Here is a 26,655-nt window from a genome sequence, read left to right on the forward strand (position 1 = left end):
TGAAAATTGTATATATTTCCAATTTATTTCAACATAAAAAGAGATAGCTTATGAACGAACTCTTCACAAATCTATCTCTTTTTATATGAAACACAATTTATGCGTATAGTTCCTTCAATTGCGTTTGTACTTGATCATCTTCTAAAAACTCATCATAGGTCATTTCCTTATCGACAATACCGTTTGCTGCAACCTCGATTATACGATTTGCAACGGTCTGTACAAATTGATGGTCATGGGATGAAAATATCATTGCACCTTTATACCCTGTTAAACCATTGTTTAAGGCAGTAATTGATTCTAAGTCTAAATGGTTTGTCGGCTCCTCAAGTAACAGAACATTGGAACCACTTAACATCATTTTCGAAAGCATGCAACGAACTTTTTCCCCTCCGGATAATACACTAGGCTTTTTCAACACTTCTTCACCAGAGAATAGCATCCGACCTAAAAAGCCACGTAAGAAGCTTTCACTTTGGTCATTTGGAGAATATTGACGCAGCCAGTCTACAAGACTTGGCTCAGAGCCAGTAAAGTACTCACTATTGTCTTTAGGGAAATAAGCTTGTGTTGTTGTAACACCCCATCTAACTGTGCCACTATCAGGCTCCATCTCGCCTGCTAATATTTTAAATAGTGAAGTTATCGCGATTTCATCTTTACCTACAAAAGCAATTTTATCGTCTTTATTGAGAATAAAACTAACATTATCAAACACTTTAACTCCATCAATTGTTTTTGATAAAGCTTCTACTCGTAATACATCATTACCAATTTCACGTTCAGGAGTGAAATTAATATATGGATAACGTCGTGATGAAGGCTGAATGTCGTCTAATGAAATCTTATCTAACAACTTTTTACGAGATGTTGCTTGTTTTGACTTTGATGCATTTGCACTAAATCGCGCAATAAAGGCTTGAAGCTCTTTGATTTTTTCTTCTTTTTTCTTATTTGATTCTTGACCTAATTTTTGAACTAATTGACTTGATTCATACCAAAAATCATAGTTTCCTACATACACCTTAATTTTTGAGAAGTCTAAATCAGCTATATGCGTACAAACTTTATTTAAGAAATGTCGATCATGGGATACAACAATAACTGTATTATCGAAGTTAATGAGAAACTCTTCCAGCCATTGAATAGCTTGAATGTCAAGGTGGTTAGTTGGCTCATCTAGGAGAAGAACATCGGGTTCACCAAATAATGCTTGCGCAAGAAGTACCTTCACTTTTTCTCCGCCCGTTAGATCAGCCATTTTCTTTTGATGAAGATCTTCCGAAATACCAAGACCCTTTAATAAAATGGCTGCTTCACTTTCTGCTTCCCAACCGTTTAGCTCAGCGAATTCACCTTCTAATTCAGCTGCCTTCATACCATCTTCATCAGTGAAATCAGCCTTGGCGTATATAGCATCTTTTTCTTGCATTACACCATATAGACGTTTGTGACCCATAATAACTGTTTTTAGAACCTCATGTTCTTCATATTCAAAGTGATTTTGCTTTAACACAGCTAAACGCTCGCCAGGTGCCATGCTAACATCACCTGTTTGTGCTTCAATATCACCTGATAATATTTTTAAAAACGTTGATTTTCCTGCACCGTTTGCCCCAATTAATCCGTAGCAATTCCCCGGAGTAAATTTAATATTAACATCTTCAAAAAGCTTGCGATCACCAAACCGTAAGCTAACATTCGTAACTTGAATCATGAAACATCCTCCAATACTATAAACATCTAAATAATTATAACACTTATAGAGTGTTTTTTATACGTTATGAGCCAACAACTTTACATACATTTAATGATTTATTATTTCTCATAACAATTGCTTAGAACCTTGGATGGGTCTGTGAGAAACAACATTTTAGAAATGAAGCAACAACTTGGTAAATCTATATCAAACATTTACTATCTGTTCTATTTATTGGTTTGATCAACTATTTGTATACAATATAAGCAATAAAAGCAGTGATTTCAATTAGAGAAACCCACTGCTTCCTATGTATTTACGATTTTAATTATTCACTTATATCTATTAGAAAGAAATCGACCCTAATTAAATTTGCTAGTGATCTTTCCTTTGTTTTCGTAACACAATAAACAAAAAAATTAATCCTGTTATAACAGTTGTTAGTGCAGATAGCATAGCATTTACATTTGTCACAACAAATAGCGATGGTATATTGCCAACTACTGTATCTTCCATCGTAAGAAAAATACATAGGAACATATTATTAGCTGCATGTGCTCCAATAGAGTACTCTGAACTGTTCGTTTTAATTGAGATAAATGTCCAGATAAAACCCATTGCTAAATAATCGATTGCAACCCAAAACGGACCATATTCCATCTCGGGGTTGAAAAAGTGCAACCCTCCAAATATTCCTCCAATAATTAATGTTAGAATGATCGGATTTTTCGTTAATTTTCCTGCCCATTGTAATAAAAAGCCTCTAAAAAGTAATTCCTCCGAAGTCGTTTGAATAGGAACTAATACAAGAGAAGCCACCACAAGCCACGCAAACCTAGAACCATCAAAATTGTTTAATACATAATCACCAGGAAATATAGCATAGTCTAATAAGGCAAATACAGCAAAAATGGCAAGTGCAATAGAAAAGCCATAAAACACTTTCGACCAATTTACTCTCTCATATGGTGTGATAAAGGAAATAAGCTTCCTTTTTAGAATTGTTCTGGCAGCAATCCACATACCTAGAACTGTAAAAATATTAACAATGTGATATAAATAAAAATCAACCAATGGATCAGTTATGATCATCTCCTCAAAATTAAGTAGCTCAGGGTCAATCCCCCCCGTTATTAGAACTGCAATGACATAAGCAATTGTTCCTATTATTAGCATAAATGCCAGAATGACTAATAGTGAACTAAAATAACGCCAATGTGTATTTTTACCTTCTTTTATCGAAATGAAATCTTTAACCATTCTTACACTCCCTCGTAATATTCTATTCTTTTATCCAACCTAAATTAGCTTAATCATTCACATCCTACTAATATTTTTAACAGATTTTTACATCATAATCAATGAAAATATTACTATAAACCTACTGGTTAGATCATTTTAATTGCTTATGGAAATTTAATCAGCTAAATTCGCATTTTGAAAGCCTTATCATGCATCTCAAGTTCGATTTTCAACATGTTAAACATATATTAGTCTCTACATCTCCTTTTCTTGTTATTATAGATGTAAGCGCATTCACTGTTTTGTAGGAGGGTTACCATGTATACATTTATTGGAGGAATTTTACTTCTTGTTTTAGGTTATTTCATTTATGGGCGATATATTGAGAAACTATTTGGAGTAAAGGAATCTCGAGAAACACCCGCTATTTCCAGACAAGATAATATTGATTATTTACCAATGGGCAAAAAAAGAAATTCTTTAATCCAGTTACTAAACATTGCTGGCGTAGGGCCTATATTCGGACCAATCATGGGTGCATTATATGGACCTGCTGCATTCATCTGGATCGTAATAGGCTGCATTTTCGCCGGTGCAGTACATGATTATTTAACCGGAATGATTTCCATCCGCAACAGAGGTGCACATTTACCAGAATTGGCTGGAAAGTTTTTAGGTAAAGTCATGAAACATGTAGTAAATGCTTTTGCTATCCTACTACTTCTTTTAGTAGGCACAGTTTTTGTTACCTCACCTGCTGATTTATTATCAAGTATTACTCCTGATTGGTTGTCATTCGGTTTAATTATTGCAGCCATCTTTATCTATTACATTTTCGCTACACTGTTGCCGATTGACAAAATTATCGGGCGTCTTTACCCGTTCTTTGGGGGTCTATTGTTAATTAGTGCATTAGGTGTAGGTATTTCCTTAGTAATAAATGGTGCACCTATACCGGAATTAACCTTACAAAACATGCATCCTGATAAAGCACCCATCTTTCCACTTTTATTTTTAACGATTTCATGTGGTGCGTTATCTGGTTTCCATGCAACACAGACACCAATTATTTCACGAACAACTCAAAATGAATCACAAGGACGATTTATTTTCTATGGAATGATGATTGCTGAAGGAATTATCGCCATGATTTGGGCTGCTGCAGCGATGAGCTTATTCGATGGCTATACCGGCTTGGCAGATATTTTAGCTAACGGTGGACCTGCTGCAATTGTAAGTGAAGCATCTACTGCTATGTTAGGAGCAATTGGAGGAACTCTTGCGGTACTTGGGGTCATTATTTTACCGATCACATCTGGTGATACAGCGTTTAGAAGTGCTCGAATGATCATTGCTGATTACCTAAACATTTCACAAACAAAATTAATGAGCCGTTTATGGATAGCTATTCCTTTATTCGTTATCTCGTTTGCTTTAACAAAAATTGATTTTACCTTGTTATGGCGCTATTTCTCTTGGGCAAATCAATCTACTGCCGTAATTGCACTCTGGGTTGGAGCGATGTACTTATTCATTGCCAAGAAAAATTATTGGATCGCAATGATTCCTGGTATTTTTATGACAATGGCTACAACCACATATATTTTAAATGCAGCGATTGGTTTTGGCTTACCATTGAATATTTCTTATATTGGTGCAAGTATAGTTACAATAATCATTACAGTACTGTTTTATAAAGCAGCTATAAAGTCTAGAGCAAATAATTTAAGACTTGATGATGATATTCATCCTGCAGCTTAATTTCTAATAAAAGAGAAGAGTTTCTTCTCTTTTATTTAGTTTGGGTATAATGAGTATACAAAACTTCAAATGTAGTAATTAACTTAACGATGTTTTCATCGGGAACTCCAAAATCGTTTATAGTCCAATACACACTAAGAATCGTATGACAGTAACCCCACATCAAAACTCTTTCTTTTACTAACCCCAACTCATTTACTAAAATATCAATTCGTCTGTCAGTCACCTCAAGTACATTATTGGTAGGTAATTTATTTAATAAAAATTGAATCACATCATACTCACGCTCTCCTATCAAACCCTTTGGGTCTATTGCAATCCATGAGTTATTGTTAGACGATAGAACATTATAATGATGAAAATCTCCATGCAGTAAAAATAACTCCGTGATTGATTCAGTCAACTTAGAAAATACGTGTTCTGCTTTAATCAGCATCTCCATGGAAATAGGTCCAATTCCATATTCGTTTTCCTGACGAATACGTTTAAATTCGGTTTCTCGTTGAAAAATAGTCGGTATGTTCGAATTATTGGGTGCTGATTTCCATAATTTTTTCATTACTTGAGAAATAATAACGGTTGCTTCGTGATCATTGCTTAATGTTGATAACTTTTCACCTGGTGATACATATTCCAAAATCATGATTCCTTTTTGAATATCATAATCAATTAATCTCGCAATCCCATTTCCATCAAATTGTTTAAGCGCTTCAATTTCTGTTAATAACCCCTTATCACCCGGAACTACAAGTTTAACGACAACTTTATCTCCATCACTTTTAATCGCAGGAGCAACAAAGTTAAAGGATAATTCATATGGGAACTCTATGTTGATTGACCACCGCTTTTCACAATAGGTTATTAGATCACTAAAGTTTTTTAACCACATCTCCCCTTTACCTTTATGAACCAATTTAATCGTTTTAATAAATTCTTGTGGTAAACACATCATTATCAAACACCACGCTTTCTGTTAAAACTATGCTAATTCTTAATTCATTCTTAAACGATTAATACAAATCAAACATATTAATATCGTGATCTACTTGTTTTAAATAATTGAATAACTGAGCACGATGATGATACGTATGTGTCACGATTTCTATCAGCCATTTAAGCTGCACATATCCTTCATTTTCATAATAAAACGGTTTTGTTCGTTTATTCATAAGGTCCTCTTCACTTAACGAATCAATATAGGTCTTTAGTTTTTGATAATTTTTATCCATGAGAGTACCTAATAATTCTGGATGTTCACAATCTGCAATGTCCGTTTCTATTTGTTGGTACTCGATTTCACTTTTTTCTAATAGCAAACAAGTCAAATCTGCAAATGGAATTGAAACTAAGTGATGAACTAATTCTTTTAGACTTCTCATATTTTCCTTTGGACGATAATTCCATTGATCGTCATTGATTTTTAAAATTAAATTATTTGATGTACGAACTGCTAATTCCAACTCTTCGAAGAGTAATTTTGTGACTTTATTTCTATTATCCATATTAGCTACCTCACTTTTTATTTTTTTGCTATTAAAGCAACAGTGTACGATTAATTAATTTCTTTACTATTCGGATTTTCTCTTTTAAGAATTGCAAGTACTGAACTAATTAACTTTACTTATGGTAAAATGAACTATCATCAATTTAAGGAGCTATCAACATGAAACTTCATACAATCATAGAGTATTGTCTATTAATACTTCTTTCAGGAATTTATTTTGCCTTCCTTGGTTTCCAATCAAAGGGTGTTACCTTTATCATAGGTGTAGTTTTTCTTTATATCGTCATCTATATTGCAACAAGAAAAATTCTACCTCAGTATTTACCGGCTAATAAAAGTATGTCTCTATTCATTAGTGTGCTTTCGATAATTGGGACTGTTTTTATTACAATGCTACTATTAACAATATTGGCTACTTGATATTTTTACTATTCTTCATTTTCTTCATTTAATGGTGGTTTTTTTCCTTGATTATGTCTTCGTCTTTTTCTAATGATGACAAGCATGATGAATAAGAGACCACCTAAAATTAACAAGATTGGCATACTTCCTATAATAAATACGATGATCGCTGAACATGCCTTTAAGACGAAGTTCACACTATTCATAAACTGTTCTTTCGTTTTTTCCCATGTATTTAAATCTTTATTTTCTAGTGGAGGAACATTCACTTTATCCTCTACAACATGGATCGTTACAGTTGCTAAATCCACTTTATTGTCTAAATATTTCATTTTCCCTTTAATTTGCTCAATTTCTTCTTGTACTTTAGATAATTCTATCGAAATTTTTAACAAATCCTCTGTTTTCTCTGCCTTTTCCATAAAATCAACCAAGCGCTTTTCAACGATTTGTTTTGATTTTAATCGTGCATCAAGATCTACATATTCCTCGGTAACATCTTGACCAGCGATCGAACGGTTTAGAACTTTACTGCTTCCACTCTCAACAGCTTGCAAAAATCCGTCGAATTTATCTTGGGGGATACGAACTGTAATTGTTCCTTCCAGGGTATTTTCCTCACCAGTTGAATAAGAATTAGACTCAACGATGTATCCATTTGAAGAAGCAATCTGCTGTTCAACAAGTTTTAGTGTATCTTGATAGCTAGAAACTTCAATAGATAGGTTTGCTGTATATATAACCATACGATCATTCGAGGGGGTTGTATTCGCTTCTGTTGAACCTTCTTCAGCCTGTACATTCTCAGATTGGATGGTTTCTTCTTTAGCTAATTCTGGATTGCTCTCTCCTACATTAGCTATACTACTACTTTTACTATCTGCTTTTTCCTCGACTGCTTTGTCTGCTTGAAGACTTTCTTCACTTGAAGAATGACTACAACCATTTATCATGACTATAAATAAAAGTGCAAATATGGCATAGCAAAACTTATTCATCCTAAACACACCCTTTTAAAGTTTATGCTTTCTAAAGGAGTAGTCGTATTTCTGAGTAGAACGTTACAAAAGTAGGAAAAACAAAAAACCGACAATTAATCACTGTCGGCATTTCTTAATTCCTATTCTGTTTTACTTAGATGACCAAACGGAAAAAAGATAAATTCTGATTTTCCTAAGATTCGATTTTCCTCTATCAATCCAAGTCCATTTCTACTATCCATACTGTTACGGCGATTGTCACCCATTACAAAATAGCTCCCCTTTGGAACTTCAATTTCTTCAAAATCATTTGTTAACGGCATCCCCTCTTGTTCTGCTTCCTCTTCGTTACTCGTAAGATAGGGCTCCTTTAACTCTTTTCCATTTACATAGACCTTCCCTTGTTCTGCGCTAACAAGATCTCCTGGAAAGCCGATGATTCTTTTTACATATCGTATATTCTCTTCTTTTCCATCAATAATAACGATATCACCTTTTTCAATATCACCAATAAACTGCAATGTTTTATTTACAAAAAGGCGATCTCCATCTTTTAAGGTAGGATCCATCGAAGACCCCTCTACAAGATATGGTTCAAATATAAAAAAACGGATAATCATCGCTAATCCAACCGCGAAGATTATTGCTTTTGTCCATTCCCATATTTTTGATTTTGCTGTTTCTGTTTCAGTTTGTGACATGTTTTGAGTCCTCCTCATTTATTGCTCAATTTCCATTATACCTATTTAAATAATTTATTTTGCTAAAAAACACAAAAAACCTTTATCTTTTTTTGTGTTTCATAGAAAATGGTAATAAATATAATTTTTGTAAACATTTATCTATGGGGGTGATCAGTTTTGGAGTTTATTTTTACTGTGTTTCGCTTTTTACATATTATTGGGGGATTCCTGGCACTTTTTGTTTTTTGGCTACCTATTGTAACAAAAAAGGGTGGCAAGCTACACAAGATATTTGGCTGGATTTATGTATATAGCATGTTTCTTGTCGCGATCAGTGCATTTTATATGGGTTTCTTTCGAATTTTCATTGACAAATCAGCAACAGAAGATGTTATTTCTTTTTCTTGGTTTCTTATATTTATCAGCATTTTAAGCTCGGCTGCTGCTTATTATGGTTTGCGTGTTTTAAGATACAAAGGCCGAAAGAAGGCTCATAAAAACCTTCTAGATCTTGCTTTCTCAACTTTACTTTTGAATTCAGGAATTGGGATCAGTATATATGGTTTTATTCATGAGAACTCTATATTATCATGGTTTCCATTAGTAGGAATTTCATTAGGAATTGTTCAACTTCGTTATTGGCTTCAAAAACCTAATCATAAAATGCATTGGTGGTTGGAACACTTTTCCGGAATGCTTGCTTGTTGTATTTCTACAATAACAGCATTTATCGTCTTCGGTGCACCTAGGCTTTTAAATATAGATTCTGTCAGTATTATTCTCTGGTTTTTGCCAACGATTGTGATTACTCCGTTAATTATAGGACTTGCAATATTTTATACTAGGAAATTCAGTATAAAAGACAACATAAAGATGTAATTATCGGAAATGTATCTAGTATCATTATAAAGGGCTGTTTTCGCTAAATGACTTTAATATCCTTCTTGAGATAGCTTCAATTTATATCATAAAAATCCAAAAGCCAATTTTTATTCGTACTAGAGCAATAAACCTTGAGAAAAGAGCCTAATAATAAAGTATTTTTCACTGTCAATGAAATAAGAGCAATTGACTTTATAATCTAAAATTACTATTCAAATTCTAAAATACCATTTTTATCAAATTTAAAAAGGGTGCCAATATTATTGGCACCCTCTTCATCTATTCCACAACCTCAAGAGTAACCTCAATATTGCCTCTGGTTGCTTTTGAATATGGACAGAAATCATGAGCTTTATGAACAAGATCTTGAAGCTTGTCCTTTTCAACTCCTTTTCCTTGCACCTGAAGTTTCACTGCTAGCTTAAAGCCGTTATCTTCCTCATCTTTAAGTAAACTAACATTTGCCGTTACGTTTGATTCAAATTGAACTTTTTCCTTTTTAGCGATGAGTTGTAGGGCTCCATCAAAGCATGCTGAATACCCAGCTGCAAATAGTTGTTCAGGATTCGTCGATTCCGGTAGCTCCTTTTCCCTTGGTGTACCAGGCATTGCAATGTCGAAATTGATCTTACCATCTGAAGATTTTACATGTCCTTCTCTTCCTCCAACTGCTGATACCGAAGTTGTAAATAAAGGTTCTGTCATGCTTCATCAATCCTTTCCCTCATATAAATTATAGTCCAAAGTTTTCCTTACTACTAAACTTTACCCTTAAACTTAGTTTCTAATCGAAATGTGTAGTTATTTTTCATAGAAAAGAAGCTGACTGTGAAATTCTTCATCAGTCAACTTCTTCATACTTTTATCCAGTTACAGGTTTCTTTAGTAATCCTAACATAACTGCCGTTACAACTGCACCAATGATAATAGCTACTAAGTACAACATAGGATTTCCTTCTACTAATGGAATAACAAACGCCCCTCCATGTGGTGCTCTTAATCCGTTTCCAAAAAACATCGCTAATGCACCAGCGACAGCCGAACCGGTAACAACTGAAGGGATGACCCGTGCAGGATCAGATGCTGCGAAAGGAATAGCACCCTCAGTAATAAATGACGCACCCATTAAATAGCATGTAAGACCTGCTTCACGCTCTCGTTTAGTGAATTTTGAACGGAAGAGTGTTGTTGCTAAAGCAATACCTAACGGAGGAACCATCCCACCTGCCATAACTGCAGCATGTGGTGCAAAATTGCCTCCATCAATCATAGCAATCCCAAAAGTAAAAGCGGCTTTATTTATCGGACCACCCATATCGATTGCCATCATCCCACCAAGTAACAAACCTAGTAATACTAGATTACCAGTACCTAGACCACTTAATAAATCAGTAATCAATCCATTTAATGCACTTACTGGTTTATTTATCACGAAAAACATAATCATACCAACTGAAAAGATACTTAAGACCGGATATAAAAGAACCGGTTTAATTCCTTCCAAAGAAGCAGGCATACCCGCTAATAATTTTTTCAGAAGAACAACGATATATCCTGCTAAAAACCCTGCAATCAACCCACCTAGGAAACCAGCTCCACCTTGCGCTGCCATAAATCCACCAACCATACCAGGTGCTAATCCAGGTCGGTCTGCTATACTTAACGCAATAAATCCTGCTAAAACTGGGATCATCAAACCAAACGCATTGCCGCCACCAATGGTATTTAATGCATCTGCAAAAGCATTATAAGATTCATGATTCGGGTCTGAGGCATGAATACCAAACATAAATGAAAGTGCAATTAATATACCTCCACCTACCACGAATGGTAGCATGTTTGAAACACCATTCATTAAATGCTTATAAAATCCTGATTTTTCCCCAGTTCGATCTTCTTTTCTATTTTCTCCATTCCCTTTATAAATTGGAGCATCTTGGTTTTGTGCACGTTCGATTAGTTCCTTCGGCTTTTTAAGACCATCAGCGACCGGAACGATTATCACATGCTTGCCCTTAAAACGTTCCATCTCAACCTGTTTATCTGCTGCAACAATAATTGCAGTGGCTTCCTCAATTTCAGCTGCTGTTAATAGATTTTTCGTCCCACCCGATCCATTTGTTTCAACCTTGATTGTAACATTCATCTCTTTAGCCTTTTCTTTTAAAGAATCAGCTGCCATATACGTATGGGCGATACCTGTAGGACATGCAGTAACAGCTACTATTTTTCCTCCAGTTGATTCTGTTGCGGTTACTTCATCTGCTTCTTCTGATTTATCATAATGATCAATAATTGCTAAAACTTCATTCTTAGAATTGGCTTTTAGTAATTGATCTCGTACATCTTGTTTCATTAAAATCGTAGAAAGCTTTGATAACGCTTCTAAATGCGTGTTATTCGCGCCTTCTGTTGCTGCTATCATGAAAAATAAGTAGCTTGCTTCCCCATCAAAAGCTTGATAATCGACACCTGCTTTAGAACGACCAAAAACAATAGCCGGCTCCTTCACTGCACTCGTCTTAGCATGCGGTATCGCGATACCATCTCCGATTCCTGTTGTGCTTTGCTTCTCCCGCTCCAATACTGCCTGTTGATAATCTTCTCTATTTACTAGCTTGCCTGCGGTATCTAAAACTTCTACCAGTTCTGAGATAACTCCATCTTTTGATGTGGACTGAAGATCCATTTTAATCGTTTCATTAGTTAGTAATTCAGTAATCTTCATTACTCTTCCCCCTTTACCTTACTCACTTGAATATAAGGTAATAACTCTTCTATTTTTTCTTTTGTACATAGGCCCATTGAGAATGCTGTCCCACTACCAGAAGCCACACCAATTTTGAATGCTTCTTCAATTGAATAATCCTTTGAAAGGGCACTTATGAATCCCCCAACCACTGAATCTCCTGCGCCTACAGAATTTAACACTTTTCCTTTTGGTACATTCGCTACATAAGAACTGTCCGCTGTAATCAGCAGCGCTCCCTTTTCGGCAAGCGATACAATTACATGTTCCACACCTTGTTCTATCAATTTCTCTGCGTAAATTTGCGCCTCTTCAACTGAATTTATCTCTACATTGAATAATTCCCCAAGTTCGTGATGGTTTGGTTTAATGAGAAACGGCTTTTGAGAAACGACTTCTTTCAAGGCATCACCTGAAACATCCGCAACTACCTTAATTCCTTTTTTCTCACAGATAGATATAATTTTTTTATAAATAGAAGTAGGTAACGTTCCTGGTATACTGCCAGCTAACACGACGATATCTTCCTTGTTCATTTCATTAAAAATCTTAAGGAAATCCTCAACCTGACTGTTAGTAATGCAAGGTCCTAATCCATTTATCTCAGTCTCTAATTCTGTCTTTAATTTAATATTAATTCTTGTATCATCTAAGACCTTTACAAAGCTTGTCTTGATCTCTTCATCATGTAAAAAATCCTCTACAAACTTACCAGTAAACCCTCCAATAAATCCTAAAGCATTCGATTCAACACCTAAACGTTTCATGACACGCGATACATTAATTCCTTTACCACCTGGAAATTTTGTATCTGCAGTTGTACGGTTCAATGAACCTATTTCAAATTCTTTTACCTCTACGATGTAATCAACTGATGGATTTAATGTAACGGTATAAATCATTGTTTCACGACCTTTAATATTTTTGATTAATTATTAAGGAATAAGAGATACATTTAATTATTGATTAATTGGTTGTATTATTTTCTCCATAGAAATGGTTTATATTGTTGGTAAATGTCCTCTTCAATCTCACCTGTAATCACCTTTGCCTCAGCAAGGTCATTAATTTTAGAAAAAGCAATTTCTCCGAACTTTGTATGATCTGCTAATATATATTTTTCTCGTGCCAGCTGAAGAGCTGCCCTTTTTATTGCTGCTTCTTCAGGATCTGGTGTCGTGTATCCTAACTCAGGATGTATACCATTCACCCCTAAAAAACATTTATCAAAACGGTATTGTTCTATACCTGCTAATGCACCTTGACCAATCATTGCCCCTGTTGATGGCTTTAAAAACCCTCCAATTAAGTAGGTTTTTATTCCTTTTCCCATAAGTGGATCAATAATTGTAAGTCCATTTGTCACCACAACAATTTCTTTATCAACAGGAAGATATTCAACCATCTGAAGCGTCGTTGTCCCCGCATCTAAGTAGATGCAATCTCCTTCTTCAATTAGAATGGCAGCCTCTTTTGCAATTATTTTTTTTTGTTGAAGGTTTTTGGCTGATTTTTCTACGATATTGGGTTCCCTAAGTTTACCTTGGAGTAAAGCAGCTCCTCCATGTAATCTTTTAAGGTATTTTTCTTTTTCTAATTGTGATAAATCACGTCGTATTGTTGATTCAGAAGAATCTGTTAGTTCGACTAGTTGATGAATAGTAACAGATTTTTTCACTTTTAGAACATCTAAAATAACTTGATGACGTTCAGGAGTTAGCAAGAAATTGACACCTCCTAACTAATTTAAAAATTGATTTTTATAGATTTAAAGCAACAAACTACCTGGAAATATTTTTGTAAACGAATACATTGTTCATTACGTTTTTATTATACTTTCAAATTCGGTCAAAATCAATCATAAATAATCATTTAATGATTGATTTTGCGTATTTATACCTAATTTTCTATGATTCCAATCTCTTAGCTATTTCTCTAATCACTCAACTTTGAACATAAGACCTTTAAATATTTACTATAGATGATTCACTAGCAATAGTTATTGATATTTCATTATTTTACTAAATTTTTCATTTTAAGAGCGCTTAACTCCTTGTATTCAAAAGGTCCATGCCCTATTATTTATCCCTTTTCTCAAAAAAAAACTCCTCTCAGATAATTACCTGAAAGGAGTTTGCATGTTATTCATACCTTAATGCTTCAATTGGGTTCAAACGTGCCGCCTTGTTAGCTGGCAACATACCGAATATGACTCCAATTAGCATAGAGAATAATAATCCGATTGCGACTACCTGCCACGAGATCAGTGGTGGCCATCCAGCAAAAATTGAGACAATATTTGCTGCTATTGCTCCAAAGATAATCCCGATTATTCCACCAATTAATGTTAAAGTAATAGACTCAATTAAAAACTGAGTTAGTATTTGTCTTTTCGTTGCTCCAAGTGCCTTTCTTATCCCAATTTCCTTTGTTCGTTCGGTAACCGAGACGAGCATAATATTCATGACACCTATACCACCAACAAAGAGCGAGATCCCAGCAATCGATCCAATGATTAAGGTCATAATCCTTGTGATTTGCCCGATCCCTGCTGCCATCTCTTCCATATTTAACACTTTATAAGATTCTTCTGTGTTATGGGCTGTGTTTAAAAGATTTGTAGCTTTTTCCCCTGCCTCTTTCATCGTATCTGCGTTCGTCGCTTGGAGAGTAACTTGGTTGTAATCCGTTTTCCCAAACGAAGATCGGTACGTGTTCCAAGGTATATAAACCTCCATTGCTCCAAAAGCAAATAACCCTGTTGGTTTTTCTAATACACCAACGATTTCAATTGGTTGTCCCTGTATCCAGACAACTTCACCAACTGGTTCTTCTGAATCAAACATTTCTTTCTGTAACTCACTACTAATGACACCCACTCTTGTTCCACCAATAAAATCAGTTTCAAGTAGGTTCCTACCAGATTGTACATTTAAATTATTCACTTCAATATAAGCCTGGTTTACACCATATACACTTGTATCAGCAGTTTCTTCACGGAATCTTGTTGAAAAATACTCTGTAGAAGACGCGACAACCTTTTTCACTTCGGGTATTTCATTTAAAGCATTGACATCCTCCTGTTTAAAAGCAGCGGTCATATACGCATTTGGATTTGATAACAATTCTTCCTCACTTGGTTCATAATAAACCTCAATTGTATTGCCAGGACCGGTAATTGACGTTTTTAATAATTGTTCCCCACCCTGACCAATAGCAACGACCAATATAACTGCTGCTACACCAATAATGATTCCAAGCATTGTTAGGATTGATCGTAGTTTATGGGCGAGGACCGAACTTAACGCCATTTTCATATTTTCTAGTAAACTCATCGTTATCTCCCCCGCTCTTCATCGGAGAGAATTCTTCCATCCCTAACCGTTATGATTCGATTTGAGTAGTCTGCTACTTCTTGTTCATGTGTGACAAGGATAACTGTGGTACCTTCCTTATTTAACTGTGTGAATTGCTCCATGATCGATACACTTGTTTTACTATCTAGAGCCCCTGTAGGTTCATCTGCCAAGATAATTTTAGGTTCATTTACAATTGATCGAGCAATCGCTACACGCTGTTTTTGACCACCTGATAGTTCGTTCGGTAAGTGATTCATTCTATCAGCTAATCCTACTTTCTCAAGAGCTAATTTTGAACGCTCTTCTCTTTCCTTTTTTCCTAACCCAGCATATACCATCGGAAGCTCAACATTTTTCAATGCTGTTAAACGTGGTAATAACTGAAATTGCTGGAATACAAACCCAATCGATAAGTTTCGTACCTTTGCTAACTCTTCATCTTTATATTTCGAAATATCCTCATTATCTAATAAATACATCCCAGAGCTAGGGTTATCTAAACAACCGATCACATTCATAAGCGTAGATTTACCAGACCCAGAAGGACCCATTATTGCAACAAATTCTCCTTTAATGATGGTAAGATCTATATCTTTTAAGACATCTAATGTCTCTACCCCAACTTTATAGCTTTTTGTGATCGTGGTAAGTTCGATCATTTCACACTCACTTCCATATTATTCTGTAGACTGTCTGGAGGATTGATGATAATCTTTTCTCCTGTGTCTAAGCCTGATTTAAGCTCCATAAATTCATCACTTGCGCTCCCCAATTTCACTTCTTTACGGATCGCTTTTCCATCTTTAACAACAAACACATAATAATTTTCACCATCTTGTTTCACCGATTCTAATGGAATAGATTTGACTGTACGTCTGTCTGTTTCAATTTCCATGATTAGTTTGAACCCTGGTTTTGCCTCGATGTCAGTAGCATCAATTGATACTTCAATAGGATATTGGACAGCAGAATCCTCGGTTGCCATTGCATTTTCTGACTGAACCGGTAAAAGACTAACCTTTGTCACAGTTCCCTTCCATTCTTCATCAGGAACGACATCAGATCTAAGTAATACTGGTTGTTTTTCATTAATTTTCAATGAATCATATTCGGAAATAAATCCCTTTACAACATAATTATCCACTTTACCAATATGGATGATTGGGGTCTGTGAAATGCCTGCGAGTGCATCTTCATCGATCGAAAGTACTGTTCCTGCTATATCACTTTTAACCTCTAATTGTTCTAAGTTCTTTTTTAACGTTTCTTTTTGGAGAATAACCTGTCTTGCTTCTATGTCAGCTACTTTTAATTCAAGTTTTAATTGTTCTCTTTCGGAATCAATTTGCTTCTTTGCTTCTTTTTCTCCAACCTGCTCTGCTAACTCATCCTCTTTATCATCCAACTCATCAATTTGATCCTTTTTTTGATTAATTTGTAAGTAGGATGATTCAAGTGAAAGCGCGTTTTGTTCCTTTTCTAATTGAAGCTGTTCGTTTTCATAACGAACTATTGGAGTACCTTCTTTTACCTGATCTCCTGCTTTTACTAGAACTTCAGAAACCTCACCATTTTCAGGATCCAAATACACATAGTCTTCCTGACTTAAAGAAAGAGTTCCTGGAATCATGACGTTCCCAATTATTTCTCGTTCTTCAATAGTTCCTGTTTTGACCGTTAGATCTTCTTTATTCAATGTTCTAGTTACATTAACACCTACTAAAATTAAGATAAGTAAAATGACCCCTATTGAAATCCAGACCTTTTTTTTCATTATAGTTGTGTCATTCCTTGAGCAGCTCCACTAGCTGCAGCAAAGGCAATTCCAATTAAAAAATAAATAATTGAGATCGTATACGCTGTAGGTTTGGAAAGATTTGCTACTTTAACAAGTCCCATAGCCAACAAAATAGTATACCAAATATTAAACACTTCGATTGCACTAAAAACAGCTCCTAAGACACCATCAGCTCCAATAAAACTGTTTAAACTGGTCAATGTAATCACTGGATCACTATTGATAGCTAGAATAATGAGTTGATTAAGTATTTGTCCTATCACTGTAATAAAACTAATAAAAATAATTAATGAGAACATTTTTTTAAATGTAACATCCGATTTGAAAATTTTAGAAACACCTAATAATATGGCAGCCATTACCACAAAGACAAGCGGTGTGCCAATTAATCCTCCTAAAACTCCCACTACAACTCCGAACACTTTAACCATTTCTAATTCTTCTGCTGACATTTCCACACCAGGTACAGTTGCAGGATCTGTGTTGAGTACTACCAGGACTCCCATAATTGTAGCAATTATTGTAAGCAGAACTAACGGCAACCAAATAACCGGCTTCACTCTTATTTTTTCAAACTGCTCACTCGGACTGAAAATCATCCCAAATATTGATGGCTTTTTCGATTGAATCGTTTCTTGTTCCACTATTGTTGGTTCCATAATCATATAACCTCCATTTTATGTATTCATAGATTAATACGATTCATAAAGGAAATAGTTTCATATTTTATTACTATTATTGGAAGTCTTTTCACTCCAATACAAAAAACAAGAAATCACTAATAGCAATAAACCATAACTAGAAACCTATCGTTAAAGTCATCGTCAAATAAATAAACAAAAAAAAATACGAGAACAAGAAATAACCTTGCTATCGTATTTTTATTCTAGTTTCATAACTTACCTCTTCTCATTCACCCAAACAGTCATTTCACCTGATTGACGGTTACACCATGCATAATAAGGAATTGCTTTTATTTCTACCGTTTTAGTTTGGTCTTCTACAGGACGATATAATTGATTTTCCCAGCCTGCTACAGTATTTCGTTCCCCAAGACCTGAAATGACGACAATTCCTTCAAGTAATTCAGATTCAAAATTAGCTGTTAACTTAGCACTCCTCGGTAGGAAAATACTTGAAAGATTATCACCATTATCAACCTCCTCTAAGCAATATACAATTGGCCCCCGTTGAAGAGCAACTTTCCCGTTATTGTTTCGAACAAGTGGATTTGCTTGTATACGTTCGATTACCATTTGTAGTTCGATTTCTATTTGATCATTTTCACTCCAAATACGTTTCAAGTAGACATATCCATTCTGCATTAACGGCAGATGATCGATAATTTCTCCATTAACTTTTACAGTTGCACCTCTAGACCAACCTGGTATCCTGAGTCCCAGAGTAAATGATAAATCAGATTCTGGAGCTACATTGATAGCTATTTTTCCATTCCAAGGATAGTTTGTTTGTTGAATAATACCTACTTTAGTACCATCGATATCAAGATCTGTTTCGTTACCCATATACAAATGAACAAACAATTCTTTATCCTTCTGTGAGTATATATAATGTCCAATCGATGCTATTAATCTTGCTATATTAGGTGGGCAACACGCACAACCAAACCATTTTTGACGGACAGGTTTACTATGACCTTTATCATTCCTCTTTTCACTGGCTTCGGGATGAACCTCTAAAGGATTAACATAAAAGAATTTCTTTCCGTCTAAATCCATTCCACTGATTGTTCCATTATATAACGCTCTTTCCATGACGTCCGCGTATTTACGATCCACATCCAGTTCTAGCATCCGTTTTGCCCAGAAGACTAATCCGATTGAAGCACATGTCTCCGTGTAACTCAAATCATTTGGAAGATCATAATCAAACGAAAATGCTTCGCCATATACCATCGAACCAATACCTGCTGTAATATACATTTGCTTTTGTGTTACATTCTCCCATAAAGTTTCACAGGCCTTTTTCAACGATTGATCATTTGTTTTCGAAGCAATGTCTGCCATTGCGGTATACATATAGACAGCACGCACAGCATGACCAACCGCTTCTTGTTGCTCTCTTACAGGTTTATGTGCCTGGTGATAAGCATAATCATCATTGAACCAGAATGGGCTTGTATCTCCTCGTTCCTTCTTTTCAATGTCAAAATAATGAGGTTGTTTTCCTCTCTCATCAATGAAGTATTTACTTAAATTTAAATAACGTTCATTGCCAGTTGCATCAAATAATTTTATTAAAGCCAATTCAATTTCTTGATGTCCAGGATACCCTTTTAATTTACCTTCTTCTCGACCAAATACAGTATCAATATAATCTGCATATTTACTCATTATTTCTAAAAATTGTTTCTTTCCTGTTGTATGATAATAAGCAACTGCAGCCTCTATTAAATGACCTGCACAGTATAATTCATGATTGTCTCGTACATTCGTCCAACGTTTGGTCGGTTCTTTCACTTGATAATATGTATTTAAGTATCCGCTTTCATCTTGTACCTTAGCTAATAACACCACAACCTCATCGATCATTTGTTCAAGTTCCTCATTTGGTTCATTTTCTAAGCTAAATGCAACTGCCTCTATCCACTTTGCAACATCACTATCTTGAAACACCATTCCGAAAAATTCACCTTGTGATTTACCTGCAGCAATTCGAAAGTTCTCAATTGCATGACTTGGTGAAGTATCTGGAAGACGGTCATTCAACGCGTCCCATTGATAGGGAATAACATGGTCACGGATTACCTCTAAACGCTGTTGCCAAAAGCTATCGGTAATAGTAGTCTTTGATCTACTCTTTTGTTTGATTTCCATTGAATTTCCTCCTCTATACATGCTGTTTAATACAGTGAAAAAATACTTTTAACCCAAATTGTTTAAGCTTATTTTTATGAGTTAAACGTTTAAGTAAAGGCGAAAAATCCTCCCTTTCCTAATTCAGGCCTACTTAGGAGGGCAAACAGAATTTCTTTCAATTAAGTCACAAATTAAGGTTGTTTTTTCGTTCTGACTATCTAAAGCAGTACGACTAATTAATTTATTAAGTCTGTCAATTGCCAATAACCCCATCTCCCTTAGTGGGAGACTCATTGTCGTAAGTTTCGGTGAGTAATAATCACCAAATTCTCTATTATCAAAGCCCATTATTGAGATATCTGTCGGCACTTTGTAACCTAAGTCCTTGCAAGCCCGAATTGCACCGATTGCCATTTGATCATTCATTGCGAGAATAGCAGTCGGTAGATCTCTTGTATCAAGAAGCTCCAATGTTAAGGAATAACCTGAATCATACTGCCAATCTCCGGTCTTAATATATCCTGGTTTAAAGATAAGATTATGTTCCTTAATTGCTTTATAATAGCCTGAATACCTTGAATGTGCGGACATCGAATCTATATGACCACTAATTAATGCGATTTTTTGATGACCTTGTGACACAAAATAATTTGTTGCATCATAAGCAGCTTTTTCATCATCATAGTTAATTGAGTGTTGATTTTCGTTGGTTGTATAACAATAGGTAAACAAAATAGGTACATCCATTGTTGGTATACTTTCTGTCACATCTCTTGGATGCAAACCAATATAGATGATCCCATCTACCTTTTTACTTACCAGTTCATCGACTACTTTTTTTGTTATTAAAATTACTTGGTCTATATGCTCGGGTTTATTACTTATCCGCTGTTTTAACCTCATGTTCGTTAAAAGAATAGAAAAACCAAGCCTATCAGCTCCCTCATTTATACCGTCGATAATTGGCGGGGCATTAAAAACGGTCATATCCTCTACGATTACTCCAATTGTGTTTGTCTTTTGCAATTTTAGACTTTTGGCAATTTGATTGGGTCGATAGTTTAGTTCTTCGACAATCTCCAATACTTTCCTTTTTGTTCCACAACTGATGTTTCCGCTTTCATTTAAAACATAAGAAACGGTAGCAACTGAAACATTTGCTCGCTCTGCAATATCCCTCATTGTAACCATTTCATCGCCTCGTTCAATTTAATCGTTTAAGTAAATAATAAACCCCAGATCAATATTATTCAAGTTAATTGTATGAATATTCTGCACACATAAATGTCCAATAAAAAACCAAAAGAGATGGATAAAAATCCATCTCTTATCCAACCTCAAGTAAATTAAACTGTGCTTTAACAAGTCCAAAATAGATTCCTTTTTGTTCCATCAGCTGTTGATGATTTCCTTGTTCCATTAAATTTCCATGATCCAAGACAATGATATTATCAGCTTCACGGATAGTTGATAGTCTATGAGCTATCATAATAGCTGTTCTACCCTTTAGCAATGTTTTTAAAGCGATTTGAATCTTGACTTCAGTTTCTGTATCAATGCTTGCAGTTGCTTCATCTAAAATAATAATTGTTGGATCTGCTAGCAAGGCTCTTGCAAATGAAATTAACTGGCGCTCGCCGACCGATAAAATATTTCCTCTTTCTTCAACCTCAGTTAAATAACCATTTGACAAATTTTTGATGAAGTCGTCTGCACCAACTGCCTTTGCAGCTTCTATAACCTCTTCATCTCCTGCAGTTGGTCGACCAAAGCGGATATTATCCATGATCGTACCCGAAAAAATAAAGGTATCCTGAAGAACAACACTAATTTTCGCTCGCAATTCTTCAATAGAAAGGTCTTTAATATTAACACCATCAATTTTCACGGCTCCACCTGTCGCATCATAAAATCGACTAATTAAATTGGCGATCGTTGTTTTACCTGATCCCGTATGACCAACTAGAGCAACAGTTTGACCTGCTTCAATTGAAAGGGAAATTTCATTAAGAGCCTTCCTTGATGAATCATATGCAAACTCCACCTTTTCAAAATCAACCTGCCCTCTCATATTCACTAAGTGAACCGGGTTAGACGATTCAGCGACGATTGGCTTTTCATCTATTACTTCGAAAATTCTTTCAGATGATGCCATTCCCATCAATAGCTGATTATACACTTGACCAAGTCTTGAAATCGGCTCCCAAAACATCCCTAAGTAAAAAGCAAACGAAACAAATGTACCAATAGAAATGGAATCATTGGAAATAAGTGTCGTTCCATACCAAATTAATATCGCCGTACCAATTGCATTTGTTATTTCAACCATTGGTGTGAACAACGCATTTCTTCTTGTAGCGTTTCTCCAAGAGTGGAAATTTTCAGTATTCACACCATCAAAAAATTCCATATTTTCTTCTTCTTGTGTAAAGGACTGTGTGACGCGAATTCCTTGAATCGACTCATTTAAATGAGAATTTAATTTTGACTGCTTTGCCCTAACGGTCTGCCACGCACGACGAATTTTTTTCCGCAGACTTGTTGAAATAAAAAACATGAGTGGTACGATAACCAAAATGGCCATTGTAAGTTCAGGACTTAATGTAAATAAAATTATAACAACACCTATTAGCAAGAAAAAATCCATTAATAGATTGATAACCCCACTTGTAAATAACTCTTGTAATGAATTTGTATCATTCATAATTCGAACTAAAATAGAACCTGCTGACCGTTGATCAAAAAAACGGTGTGAAAGTGATTGTACATGGGTAAATAAATGCTTTCTTATATCATAGATAATATTTTGACGAAGCTGATTCATCCACTTAATTCGAAAGGTATTAGCAACATAAGATACTATGTACATTCCTGCAATTGTCAAAACAAGTATTGTTAATAGTTTCGTATCTTTATTTTTAATAGCATGATCTAGAGTATAAACACCTATTAAAATCGGAGCTACTAGTCTCACAATAGCTGATACAATTACAGCAAGAAATGCTAACGGTAAAAGTTTTTTTGAATATGGCTTAATATAGCTAAACAGCCTTAACATTTGTTTCCAATTGAATGGCTTTTCAATAATTGTATCTGTGGAATACTGAAATCTTTCCTTTAGTACATCTTTTTTAGTATTATCCATTACACTCACCTACCCAACAGATGACTGAAGTACAGCCTTCTGATCTTTGTATTGAATATCAAAAATTCTTTTATAATAACCTTGCTCCATCACTAACTCCTCATGTGTTCCTCGTTCAACAATTGAACCATTATCAAGAACAATAATCTCATCTGCATGTTTTAATGATGAAATTCGGTGAGCAATAATAAAGGTTGTTCGTCCTTTCATAACCTCTTTTAACGCCTTTTGAATATTAAACTCTGTCGTCATATCAACAGCACTTGTTGCATCATCTAAGATTAGAATACTTGGATTCATACAAATTGCCCGGGCAATAGCAATTCTTTGCTTTTGACCACCTGATAACCCCATACCTCGCTCACCAAGCATCGTATCATATCCGTTTGGAAGCTCCAAAATAAATTCATGTGCTTGTGCTCTTTTTGCAGAATCAATGATTGTTTCCATCGATGCATCTGGTCTTCCATATGAAATATTCGCTTTAATTGTCGACGAGAATAAAAATGATTCTTGCAGCACGACTCCTACATGTGAACGCAATGTTTTCAAAGGATAGTCTGTAATATCTTTGCCATCAATCAAAATCTGTCCGGTGGTTGGAGAATAGAATCTTGTCATCAATTGCGTTAAACTAGTTTTCCCTGATCCTGTTCCTCCAATTAGACCGATTGTTTTACCTGACTCAGCATTAAATGAAACATTATTTAGAGCTAATTCATCTTCTAGTTGATAACGAAGACTAACATTTTTGAATGTTACTTGCCCATTTATTGTTGGTACAGACATTGTTTCTGTTTTATTTCGGATGGTCTCTTCGGCTTCTAAAATTTCTAATAAGCGTTCCCCCGAAGCTTTCGATTGTGAAAATCCATTGATGATAAAACCAAGGTTCATAATCGGTCCCATCAAATACCACACTAAACTAAAAAAGGCGACAAGCTCACCTGCTTGTAAATTCCCTTGCATGACGAGAACGCTTCCATATGCTAATAAAGCGACAACAGATATATTGCCGATCAGTTCCATTAGCGGAAAATACCTTGCCCATACTAGTGAAGTTTGTAAATAATGATCCTTATAATGATTATTTGAATCATTAAATTTCGATATTTCAAAGTTTTCTCGGGATAGAGCCTTTACGGTTTGGATTCCACTAATGTTCTCTTGTACATTTGTATTCAATTTACCAAAAGACTTTCTTATATTTCTAAAGGCTGGGTGAACCCTTTTATCAAATTGGTAAACAGCAATAGCCAAAAACGGTAGTGCAGCAATGGTTACAAATGTTAATTGTACAGAATAAATAAACATAACCGTTAATGCCCCACATACTAATAAGAAAAACCTGACAAGCTCGGAAAATCCAAATGATAAAAAGAAGCGAAATCCTTCTACATCTGCTGTAAGTCTTGACATTAAATCACCCGTTTTTGCATTGTCATAATACATAAACGGCAAACGCTGTAATTTTGCATATAATTCATTGCGTAATCGATAAACTGACTGAATTCCAAACATATCCCCTAGGTACAGATGAAAATATGCTGATGCCCCTTTTACAGCCATTAAGGATAAAAATCCAATGACAATCCATGGTATATACTCATACTGTTCCTTTAAAACCACCTCATCAATTGTTACTTGCAAAACAATTGGATAAACCACAGTAATGGCCGTTATAAAGATAACAAAAAACACAGACCATAAGAAATATTTTTTATATGGCCAATAAAAGGATTTCAGTTTTTTAAATGTCTCCACATTTACCCCTCCCGTCAAAAGACGATTCACTCATTTTTCCAATTATAGACTATATAATTGAATACTAATAAATATATCGGGAATCGAAATAAATTTCCAGATGTTTTTTTAATTTTATAAAGATTCAAATCATTAGTCGGAAAGTACCTCCTTCTTATTGATGAACGATCTACTACTTTTGGATGAGGTCTTCACATTTATCGCAATAAAAAAGCAACCTGTAAAAGTCGTTTTTCCCATACCCTGTTAACGATATGCAAAATCCGCCTGTTTATGAGTTGCCTTCTATCATTTTTTTATAAAGAAGCTTTTTTAACATTTATGAATACTAAGTAGTTGAATTTTCATTTTGCTGAAAATCTTCACTTTGTCTTTTTTCAATTTTAGAAAAGGCTAAAAGCGCAGACCACATAATAACAAATGCAAAAGCACTTCCAGCAAAAAGTGGAATTAATCCAGGAATAGTTGTCATTAGAAAGTAGATTGCCATTGTTCCAAAAACCATCATAATTGTAGATAGTGGATACATCATCATCATCATAAACGAATTTCTAATTGCCTGAAATATCTTAGTATCATAATGTACGATTATCGGAAATAAATAGAACCCCGTTAATAGATATCCAATAAAAATCAGTAAAACTGGAAAATAGATCACCCTTATAAGTCCGTGTGCTTCTCTAATAATCGATAAATCAATGTATATAATATACCCGATTAGTAGGAATACAATGCCAATTACATTACTTTTCATAAATTCCTTTTTATATGCTGTAAAAAATGTTTGAAAGACTGGTAGATCCATTTCACCTATTATCCATTTCCGGCAAACAGTGAGCAGGGCTGTGCTTGCTGGAAAAAAGCCGAATACAACAAGTCCTAGTAGAGTAAAAATAATCCATAAAAAATTAACATAAGCTAGTCTCATAATAATCTCAGAAACTTTATAGAAACCACCAACAAAGCCATTCATTGGCATGCTCTTTCCCCCCGAACTAAAGCTATACTTAAGAGTTTACTTTTTTTGCAAGTTCGTTTGTTTTCCTCCCTCGACTTTCACTATTTGTTCATTAACACTTAACCAAATAGGCATCGCAGAAGGATTATAAACAAAATAACTATCTGCTGAAAACTGAAGATTTTGAAACGCTTTTATATAATCGACAATTTCAATATTTGTTGCATACCAAATATCTTCATGTTTTCCTACTCGTTCGCAAAATTGTTCGATTAGATTCCAATTTTGATCATGATCAAATTCGTAACTATGTCCCCAAACATACATCATATATAGATACTGTTTTTTATGTAGACGAATGAAATCTTCTGCTAACTCTAATAATCGTTTATTATGGTGGCATGTCGGCTGCCACTCTAAAAAATTATCTGGAATTGAAAAATTCCCTGTAGACTTAACTGTCCGTCCATATTCTATTCCTAAAAACGGCAACATCTCTTTAATAAGTTGGTTATATGAACCATTTGGATAGGATAATCCTCTGACTGTATAGTCAACAATACGTTCCAACTCTTTTCGGTCTTCAATCACTTCTTCAATAATTTGCTCCTTTGGAGATCGTGCAATTGTGGGGTGAGTACACGTGTGTGTAGCCACCTCATGACCTTGATATAGTTCTTTTATTTCCTCTTTTGGTACCCGATCTCCACTTCCTAATAAACCTGAATTAATGTGAAACGTCCCTTTAATACCATATTGATTAAATATCTCGATTAATTTCCGATCGGCTATTTTCCCATCATCATAACTCATTGTTAATACTTTGTGTTTCCCATTGGGAAATGTTAATACGACTTTCGGCATTTCCTTCACTCCCTGTAAACGATTTCATTTCTACTTATCACTCGAA

General features: G+C 34.9%; 23 protein-coding genes. 3 read left to right on the plus strand and 20 right to left on the minus strand.

The genetic code is table 11. The annotated features are described in order from the left end of the window. Nucleotides 1–97: 97 nt before the first annotated feature. Nucleotides 98–1,717 carry an ABC-F family ATP-binding cassette domain-containing protein gene (locus AC6CHR_RS09265; RefSeq protein ID WP_498248358.1) on the minus strand — a complete coding sequence of 540 codons (1,620 nt, stop codon included), beginning with the start codon at nucleotides 1,715–1,717 and terminating at the stop codon, nucleotides 98–100. A 357-nt stretch (nucleotides 1,718–2,074) separates the two neighbouring features. Beyond that, entirely contained in the window at nucleotides 2,075–2,959 is an 885-nt protein-coding gene (locus AC6CHR_RS09270; protein ID WP_498248360.1) for a CPBP family intramembrane glutamic endopeptidase, read from the minus strand. A gap of 300 nt (nucleotides 2,960–3,259) precedes the next feature. Between AC6CHR_RS09270 and AC6CHR_RS09275 the strand changes: the two genes are divergently transcribed. Continuing rightward, nucleotides 3,260–4,702 (plus strand): carbon starvation CstA family protein, encoded by a 1,443-nt coding sequence (locus AC6CHR_RS09275; RefSeq protein ID WP_498248361.1) that lies wholly within the window; start codon nucleotides 3,260–3,262, stop codon nucleotides 4,700–4,702. 31 nt (nucleotides 4,703–4,733) lie between these two features. Here the strand turns inward: AC6CHR_RS09275 and AC6CHR_RS09280 are convergent, their stop codons facing one another. Continuing rightward, a complete protein-coding gene (locus tag AC6CHR_RS09280; protein ID WP_498248362.1) occupies nucleotides 4,734–5,654 on the minus strand; it encodes an aminoglycoside phosphotransferase family protein in 921 nt (306 codons plus the stop codon). Nucleotides 5,655–5,712: 58 nt separating this feature from the next. Beyond that, complete coding sequence (locus AC6CHR_RS09285; protein ID WP_498248363.1) at nucleotides 5,713–6,204, minus strand: DinB family protein; 492 nt, start codon at nucleotides 6,202–6,204, stop codon at nucleotides 5,713–5,715. Nucleotides 6,205–6,365: 161 nt separating this feature from the next. Here AC6CHR_RS09285 and AC6CHR_RS09290 point away from each other — a divergent pair, with 161 nt between their 5' ends. Continuing rightward, on the plus strand, nucleotides 6,366–6,626 hold the full coding sequence (locus AC6CHR_RS09290) for a hypothetical protein (RefSeq protein WP_498248364.1): 261 nt from the start codon (nucleotides 6,366–6,368) through the stop codon (nucleotides 6,624–6,626). An 8-nt stretch (nucleotides 6,627–6,634) separates the two neighbouring features. Here AC6CHR_RS09290 and AC6CHR_RS09295 read toward each other — a convergent pair whose 3' ends face one another. Further along, nucleotides 6,635–7,606, minus strand: coding sequence for a DUF4349 domain-containing protein (locus tag AC6CHR_RS09295; RefSeq protein WP_498248365.1), 972 nt, complete (start codon nucleotides 7,604–7,606; stop codon nucleotides 6,635–6,637). A gap of 122 nt (nucleotides 7,607–7,728) precedes the next feature. Beyond that, nucleotides 7,729–8,289: a signal peptidase I gene (gene lepB, locus AC6CHR_RS09300; protein WP_498248366.1), complete on the minus strand. Its 561-nt coding sequence runs from the start codon at nucleotides 8,287–8,289 to the stop codon at nucleotides 7,729–7,731. A gap of 159 nt (nucleotides 8,290–8,448) precedes the next feature. Between lepB and AC6CHR_RS09305 the strand changes: the two genes are divergently transcribed. Further along, nucleotides 8,449–9,150, plus strand: coding sequence for a DUF2306 domain-containing protein (locus AC6CHR_RS09305; protein WP_498248367.1), 702 nt, complete (start codon nucleotides 8,449–8,451; stop codon nucleotides 9,148–9,150). Nucleotides 9,151–9,432: 282 nt separating this feature from the next. On the opposite strand, the gene AC6CHR_RS09310 is transcribed toward AC6CHR_RS09305, so the two are convergent. The 14 genes from AC6CHR_RS09310 to AC6CHR_RS09375 all read right to left on the minus strand — a co-directional run bounded on the left by AC6CHR_RS09310 (nucleotide 9,433) and on the right by AC6CHR_RS09375 (nucleotide 26,609). Beyond that, entirely contained in the window at nucleotides 9,433–9,858 is a 426-nt protein-coding gene (locus tag AC6CHR_RS09310; protein ID WP_498248368.1) for an organic hydroperoxide resistance protein, read from the minus strand. A gap of 157 nt (nucleotides 9,859–10,015) precedes the next feature. Continuing rightward, nucleotides 10,016–11,881 (minus strand): PTS fructose transporter subunit IIABC, encoded by a 1,866-nt coding sequence (locus AC6CHR_RS09315; protein ID WP_498248369.1) that lies wholly within the window; start codon nucleotides 11,879–11,881, stop codon nucleotides 10,016–10,018. Then, nucleotides 11,881–12,804 (minus strand): 1-phosphofructokinase, encoded by a 924-nt coding sequence (gene pfkB / locus AC6CHR_RS09320; RefSeq protein WP_498248370.1) that lies wholly within the window; start codon nucleotides 12,802–12,804, stop codon nucleotides 11,881–11,883. The genes AC6CHR_RS09315 and pfkB overlap by 1 nt, the downstream gene beginning before the upstream one ends. 77 nt (nucleotides 12,805–12,881) lie before the next feature. After that, nucleotides 12,882–13,625: a DeoR/GlpR family DNA-binding transcription regulator gene (locus AC6CHR_RS09325; RefSeq protein WP_498248371.1), complete on the minus strand. Its 744-nt coding sequence runs from the start codon at nucleotides 13,623–13,625 to the stop codon at nucleotides 12,882–12,884. Nucleotides 13,626–14,043: 418 nt separating this feature from the next. Then, nucleotides 14,044–15,237 (minus strand): ABC transporter permease, encoded by a 1,194-nt coding sequence (locus tag AC6CHR_RS09330; protein ID WP_498248372.1) that lies wholly within the window; start codon nucleotides 15,235–15,237, stop codon nucleotides 14,044–14,046. A 2-nt stretch (nucleotides 15,238–15,239) separates the two neighbouring features. Then, nucleotides 15,240–15,920 carry an ABC transporter ATP-binding protein gene (locus AC6CHR_RS09335; RefSeq protein ID WP_498248373.1) on the minus strand — a complete coding sequence of 227 codons (681 nt, stop codon included), beginning with the start codon at nucleotides 15,918–15,920 and terminating at the stop codon, nucleotides 15,240–15,242. Continuing rightward, the gene (locus AC6CHR_RS09340) at nucleotides 15,917–17,035 is read right to left on the minus strand and encodes an efflux RND transporter periplasmic adaptor subunit (RefSeq protein WP_498248374.1); all 1,119 of its coding nucleotides are present in this window, start codon (nucleotides 17,033–17,035) and stop codon (nucleotides 15,917–15,919) included. The genes AC6CHR_RS09335 and AC6CHR_RS09340 overlap by 4 nt, the downstream gene beginning before the upstream one ends. Beyond that, nucleotides 17,035–17,718: a YknW family membrane protein gene (gene yknW, locus AC6CHR_RS09345; protein ID WP_498248375.1), complete on the minus strand. Its 684-nt coding sequence runs from the start codon at nucleotides 17,716–17,718 to the stop codon at nucleotides 17,035–17,037. The genes AC6CHR_RS09340 and yknW overlap by 1 nt, the downstream gene beginning before the upstream one ends. A 240-nt stretch (nucleotides 17,719–17,958) precedes the next feature. Then, nucleotides 17,959–19,896: a glycoside hydrolase family 127 protein gene (locus AC6CHR_RS09350; protein WP_498248376.1), complete on the minus strand. Its 1,938-nt coding sequence runs from the start codon at nucleotides 19,894–19,896 to the stop codon at nucleotides 17,959–17,961. 129 nt (nucleotides 19,897–20,025) lie between these two features. Then, nucleotides 20,026–21,069 (minus strand): LacI family DNA-binding transcriptional regulator, encoded by a 1,044-nt coding sequence (locus AC6CHR_RS09355; RefSeq protein ID WP_498248377.1) that lies wholly within the window; start codon nucleotides 21,067–21,069, stop codon nucleotides 20,026–20,028. 136 nt (nucleotides 21,070–21,205) lie between these two features. Further along, a complete protein-coding gene (locus AC6CHR_RS09360) occupies nucleotides 21,206–23,023 on the minus strand; it encodes an ABC transporter ATP-binding protein (protein ID WP_498248378.1) in 1,818 nt (605 codons plus the stop codon). 9 nt (nucleotides 23,024–23,032) lie between these two features. Next, nucleotides 23,033–24,787: an ABC transporter ATP-binding protein gene (locus tag AC6CHR_RS09365; RefSeq protein ID WP_498248379.1), complete on the minus strand. Its 1,755-nt coding sequence runs from the start codon at nucleotides 24,785–24,787 to the stop codon at nucleotides 23,033–23,035. 328 nt (nucleotides 24,788–25,115) lie between these two features. Next, nucleotides 25,116–25,766, minus strand: coding sequence for a YesL family protein (locus AC6CHR_RS09370; protein WP_498248380.1), 651 nt, complete (start codon nucleotides 25,764–25,766; stop codon nucleotides 25,116–25,118). Nucleotides 25,767–25,802: 36 nt separating this feature from the next. After that, nucleotides 25,803–26,609: a polysaccharide deacetylase family protein gene (locus tag AC6CHR_RS09375; protein WP_498248381.1), complete on the minus strand. Its 807-nt coding sequence runs from the start codon at nucleotides 26,607–26,609 to the stop codon at nucleotides 25,803–25,805. Between the last annotated feature and the right edge of the window lie 46 nt (nucleotides 26,610–26,655).

The sequence above is a fragment of the Metabacillus sp. GQ13 genome (genome assembly GCF_059758525.1).